Origin of the sequence: Isoptericola sp. NPDC060257, assembly GCF_042726645.1 — a bacterium.
GTDB lineage: Bacteria > Actinomycetota > Actinomycetes > Actinomycetales > Cellulomonadaceae > Isoptericola > Isoptericola nanjingensis.
On record NZ_JBHXAW010000310.1, the window covers coordinates 1 to 5,121 of the forward strand.

Below are 5,121 nucleotides of genomic sequence, written 5' to 3' on the forward strand. Positions count from 1 at the left end.
ACCCACTGAAGGTCGATCTCACGACGGGCACCTCGATCTGGGCGCGGGGGTTACTCGTGCTGCCAGCTGTGCCAGAGCCTGGCGTAGTCGCCGCCGGCGGCGACGAGCTCGTCGTGCGGGCCGATCTCGGTGATGCGGCCGCCGTCGACGACGGCGACGCGGTCGGCGTCGTGCGCGGTGTGCAGGCGGTGCGCGATGGCGACCACCGTGCGGCCGGTGAGCACGGCGTTGAGCGACCGCTCCAGGTGCCGGGCGGCCCGCGGGTCGAGCAGCGACGTCGCCTCGTCGAGGACGAGCGTGTGCGGGTCGAGCAGCACGAGCCGCGCGAGCGCGACCTGCTGCGCCTGGGCGGGCGTGAGCGTGTGGCCGCCCGACCCGACCGCCGTCTCGAGGCCGTCGGGCAGCGCGGCCGCCCACGACGCGGCGTCGACCGCGCCGAGCGCGCCCCACAGGGCGTCGTCGGTGGCCGACGTGTCGGCCAGGCGCAGGTTCTCCGCCAGCGACCCGACGAACACGTGGGGCTCCTGGGTGACCAGCGCGACGTGGTGGCGCAGGTCCTCCAGCGGCAGCTCGACGAGCGGCACGTCGCCCACGGTGACCGAGCCGCCGGTGGGCGGGTGGATGCCCGCGAGCATGCGACCCAGCGTGGACTTGCCCGCGCCGGACGGGCCGACGACGGCCAGCCGCTCGCCCGGCGCGAGGTCCAGGTCGATGCCGTGCAGCACGTCGTGACCCTCGCGGTACGCGTACCGCACGGCGCGGGCGCGGACGTCCTCCGACGACGGCACGGCGGTGCCGGCGGTCCGGTCCGGACCGACCAGCCCGACGCCGACGACGCGCGCCAGCGCGACGGCCGCGACCTGCAGCTCGTCGAGCCAGAACACCAGGTCGAACACCGGGCCGCCCATCTGGTGGCCGTACATCGCGATGGTCGCGACAGTGCCCACGGTGGTGAGGTCCTGCGACACGAGCCAGCCGCCCCAGAGGATGACGACGATCGGCGCGATCGCGACCGCCGCGTCCAGGGCCGGGATGAGCCGCAGGCGCAGGCCCAGGGTGTACGACTCGGCGTCGAACGCCTCGCGCAGGTCGCGGTCGATGCGCCGGCGGACGCGGGCGCCGAGGTGCAGGGCGTCGGTGGTGCGGGCACCCTCGACGGACTCGGTGATGGAGCCGTTGATCGCGGCGTAGGCCGCCGACTCGCGCAGGTAGCCCGGCGTCGCGCGCCGGAGGTACCAGCGCGTGGCCACGACGATCAGCGGGACGCCGGTGAGCAGCCCGACCGCCACGAGCGGGCTCGCGAGGAACGACGCGACCAGCGTGAGCACGATCGTCACGACGCACACGAGCACGCGCGGCACGCCGAACCGCACGGCGTGCTGCAGCTTGTTGACGTCGTTGGTGGTGCGCGCGACGAGGTCGCCGGTGCCGGCCTTCTCCACCGTCGACAGCGGCAGCCGGGTCACGGCGTCCATGAACTCCTCGCGCAGGTCGGCGAAGACCCGCTCGCCGAAGACCATCGACAGGCGCTGCGCGTACCGCGTGATGACGGCCTGCGCGACGACGGCGCCGACGAGCACCATCGCGAGCGAGTCGACGGCGGAGAGCGTGGTGCCGTCGGCGACCAGGTCGATGATCCGCCCCAGCAGGAACGGGCCCGCCAGGCCGGCCAGCGCGGCAAGGGTGTGCAGCACCGCGACGCCGCCGAGCTGGCCGCGGTGGCGGCGGAACAGGCGGCCCACCGTGCGGTTGACCTCGGCGCGGTCGGCGATCGGCAGCAGGTTCGGGTTGGTGGTGCTGCTCGTCGTGCTGCTCATCGTGCCGCTCCTTCCAGGTCGGTGTCGGTCAGCTCGTCGGTCTCGTCGTCGGTGTCCTCCGCCATGCTCCGGCCGACGACGGCGCGGTACGCGGCGCCGTGGGCGTCGCGGCGGGCGAGCAGCTCGGCGTGCGTGCCGCTGGCCGCGACCGTGGCGTCGTCGTCGAGCAGCACGACCTCGTCGAGGTGGTCGAGCACGAGCGGGCTCGCCGTGACGACGAGCGTGGTGCGGCCGCGGCGGACCTGCGCCACCCGCTCCGCGATCCGCGCCTCGGTGTGGGCGTCCACCGCGCTGGTGGGCTCCACGAGGACGAGGATCTCCGGCTCGGTGAGCAGGGCCCGCGCGAGCGCCACGCGCTGCCGCTGGCCGCCCGACAGGGAGCGGCCCTTCTCGGGCAGCTCGCCGGCGAGGCCGCCGGGCACGCTGTCGAGCACGTCGTGCGCGTCGGCGGTGACCATCGCGGCCAGCAGGTCGGCCTCGGTGGCGCGGCCGCGCGCGTCGAGCGCCTCACCGAGCACGCCCGAGAACAGGTGCGGCGTCGCCTCGGAGACGACGACGCGGTGGCGCAGCGCCTCCTTGTCGAGGTCGGCCAGCGGCACGCCGCCGAGCCGGACCGGCGTGCCGGCCTCGGCCTCGTCGTCGAGCCGCCCGAGCCGCGTCGCGACGCGTGCCGAGGCGTCCGGGTCCGCGCTGACGAGACCCAGGACGCGGCCCTCGCGCAGCACCAGGCCGCTCGCCTCGTCGGCGAGCTCGACGCCGGCGGGCGGCGCGTCCGTGGGCGTCGCGGTCGACGGCGTCGCCTCGGTGACCCGCAGCACGTCGAGGATCTTGCGCGAGGAGATGACGGCGCGGATGACCATCTGCAGCATCTGCGTGGCCATCTGCACGGGCCAGGCGAGGAACGCGGCGTAGCCGTAGAACGTGACGAGCTGGCCGCTCGTGATCTCGCCCCGGACGGCGGCGCGGGCGCCGAGCCACAGCACGAGCGCGGCGAGGAGCCCGGGCAGCAGCACCTGCAGGCCGTCGAGCACCGACTGCAGCACGGCGACGCGCACGCCCTGGTGCCGGACCTCCTGCGACTGGCGGGCGTAGCGGGCGGCGAACTCGTCCTCGCCGCCGATGCCACGCAGGATGCGCAGGCCCGAGACGGTGTCCGCGCCGAGCGACGTCAGGCGGCCCGTGGCCTCGCGCTGCGTCGTCTGGCGCGACTGCAGCGGCTTGATCAGCAGGCCGAGGACGGCCGCCACCGCCGGGATGCCGAGAGCCAGCACGAGGCCGAGCTGCACGTGCTGCGACAGCATGATCACGACGACCACGACGTACGCGATCACGCCGCCGGTGAACCGGCCGGCCATGGAGAACATGTCGCCCACGCGCAGGGCGTCGTTCGCGACGGCGGAGACGACCTCGCCGGTGGGCAGCTTGCGCGTGATCGCGTGCCCCGCGCGCGAGGCCTTGTAGCCCACGAGCTGGGAGAACGACAGCGACGCCCGCACCCAGTTCTCGACGTCCCAGATGTGGTTGAAGATGCCGGCGACGACGATCACGGCGGCGGCGCCGAGCATCGCGCCGCACCAGGCGAACAGGGGGCCGCCGAAGCCCTGAGACAGGCCCTCGTCGATGGCGCGACCGATGAGCAGCGGGGCCGCGGCCGACGCCAGCATCGCCACCACGCCCGCCACCAGCGACTTCGCGAGCACGTCGCGCTGACGCCACCCCTGCCAGGCCAGCAGCCGGGCGGGGGACTTCAGGGGAGGGTTGCCCACATCGGGCAAGGGAAGAGGTCGCACGAGGATCCAGCCTACGAACGCCCGCCGACACCGGGCCACGGATTAACCGCATCGTTTCGCGCCTACGATGCTGGGGTGAGCACGCCGCAGCAGACCCCCGCCCCGCAGCCCTCGTCGTCGCCCGCCGGCGGCGCCAGCCAGGCCCAGGCCGAGGCCGCCATCCGCAAGGCTCGCGGCGCCCTCAAGCGCTACCGGTTCATGGCGATCCTCACCGGTGTGATGCTGCTGATCCTGTGCGTCGAGCTGTTCTTCAAGTACGTGGTGCCGGTCGAGGTCGTCATCGACTACCTGGGTTGGGTGCCGTTCGCGCACGGCTGGATCTACGTGGTCTACCTCGTCACGGTGCTCGACCTGTGGTCCAAGATGCGCTGGGGCTTCGGCCGCCTCGCCACCATGGTGTTCGCCGGCGTCGTGCCGGTGATGTCGTTCGTCCTCGAGAAGCGCGTGCACGCCGACGCCGACGCCAAGCTCGCGGCGCTCGCGGAGCGGTACGCGGCATGACGTCGCTCGCCCCCCTCGTCGCACCCGGCCCGGAGCTCGACGCCGCACGCCTCGCCCGGTACGCCCGGCACCTGCCGCTGCCCGGCGTCGGGCCGGAGGGGCAGCGCCGGCTCGCCGCCGCGCGCGTGCTCGTCGTGGGGGCGGGGGGCCTCGGCAGCCCGGCCCTGCAGTACCTCGCGGCCGCCGGGGTGGGCACGCTCGGCGTCGTGGACGACGACGTCGTCGACCTCTCCAACCTGCAGCGCCAGGTGGTGCACGGCACGGCCGACCTCGGCCGGCCCAAGGTCGAGTCGGCGCGCGACCGGCTCGCCGACCTCGCGCCCGACGTCGAGGTCGTGACCCACCCCGTGCGGCTCACCCCCGAGAACGTGCTGGAGATCGTGGGCGGGTACGACGTCGTGCTCGACGGGGCGGACAACTTCCCGACCCGCTACCTCGTCTCCGACGCGGCCGAGATCCTCGGCGTGCCCGTCGTGTGGGGCGCCATCCACCAGTTCGACGGCCAGGCCGCCGTCTTCTGGGGCGCGCCGGTGCTGGACGACGGCGCCCGCGAGCGCGGCGTCACCTACCGCGACGTCTTCCCGGTGCCCCCGCCGCCGGGCACCGTGCCCGACTGCGCCACCGGCGGCGTGCTCGGCGCCCTGTGCGGCACCGTCGGCTCGGTCATGGCGACCGAGGCGGTCAAGCTGATCACCGGCGCGGGCACCACGCTGCTCGGCCGCATCGCCGTCTACGACGCGCTCGAGCTCTCGTGGCGCCAGCTCGCCGTCCGCCCCGACCCCACGCGCGAGCCCGTCGCCGAGCTGCTCGCCGACGACGCCGCGTACGCCGCGTTCTGCGGCCTGCCCGCCCCGGTCGGCGGCACGGCGGACGCCGGCACGGGCACGACGGGCGGTGGGCTCGGCCCCGCCAGCATGAGCGCCGTCGACGCCGCGGCACTGCTCGCCGGCGACGCGCCCGTGGCGCTCGTCGACGTCCGCGAGGACTGGGAGGTGCAGGCGCTGCCGGTCGCC

General features: G+C 74.8%; 4 protein-coding genes. 2 read left to right on the forward strand and 2 right to left on the reverse strand.

Going from position 1 to position 5,121, the window contains the following annotated elements; genetic code table 11:
• Window positions 1-50 precede the first annotated feature (50 nt).
• Entirely contained in the window at window positions 51-1,817 is a 1,767-nt protein-coding gene (locus tag ACFWEK_RS18830) for an ABC transporter ATP-binding protein (protein ID WP_430555028.1), read from the reverse strand.
• A complete protein-coding gene (locus ACFWEK_RS18835; protein ID WP_430555029.1) occupies window positions 1,814-3,583 on the reverse strand; it encodes an ABC transporter ATP-binding protein in 1,770 nt (589 codons plus the stop codon). The genes ACFWEK_RS18830 and ACFWEK_RS18835 overlap by 4 nt, the downstream gene beginning before the upstream one ends.
• 99 nt (window positions 3,584-3,682) lie before the next feature.
• Here ACFWEK_RS18835 and ACFWEK_RS18840 point away from each other — a divergent pair, with 99 nt between their 5' ends.
• Together ACFWEK_RS18840 and ACFWEK_RS18845 are read left to right on the forward strand one after the other, a co-directional pair.
• The gene (locus ACFWEK_RS18840) at window positions 3,683-4,108 is read left to right on the forward strand and encodes a DUF3817 domain-containing protein (protein ID WP_430555030.1); all 426 of its coding nucleotides are present in this window, start codon (window positions 3,683-3,685) and stop codon (window positions 4,106-4,108) included.
• The coding region (locus ACFWEK_RS18845; protein ID WP_430555031.1) for a ThiF family adenylyltransferase at window positions 4,105-5,121 on the forward strand (1,017 nt) is incomplete at its 3' end. The genes ACFWEK_RS18840 and ACFWEK_RS18845, both read left to right, overlap by 4 nt.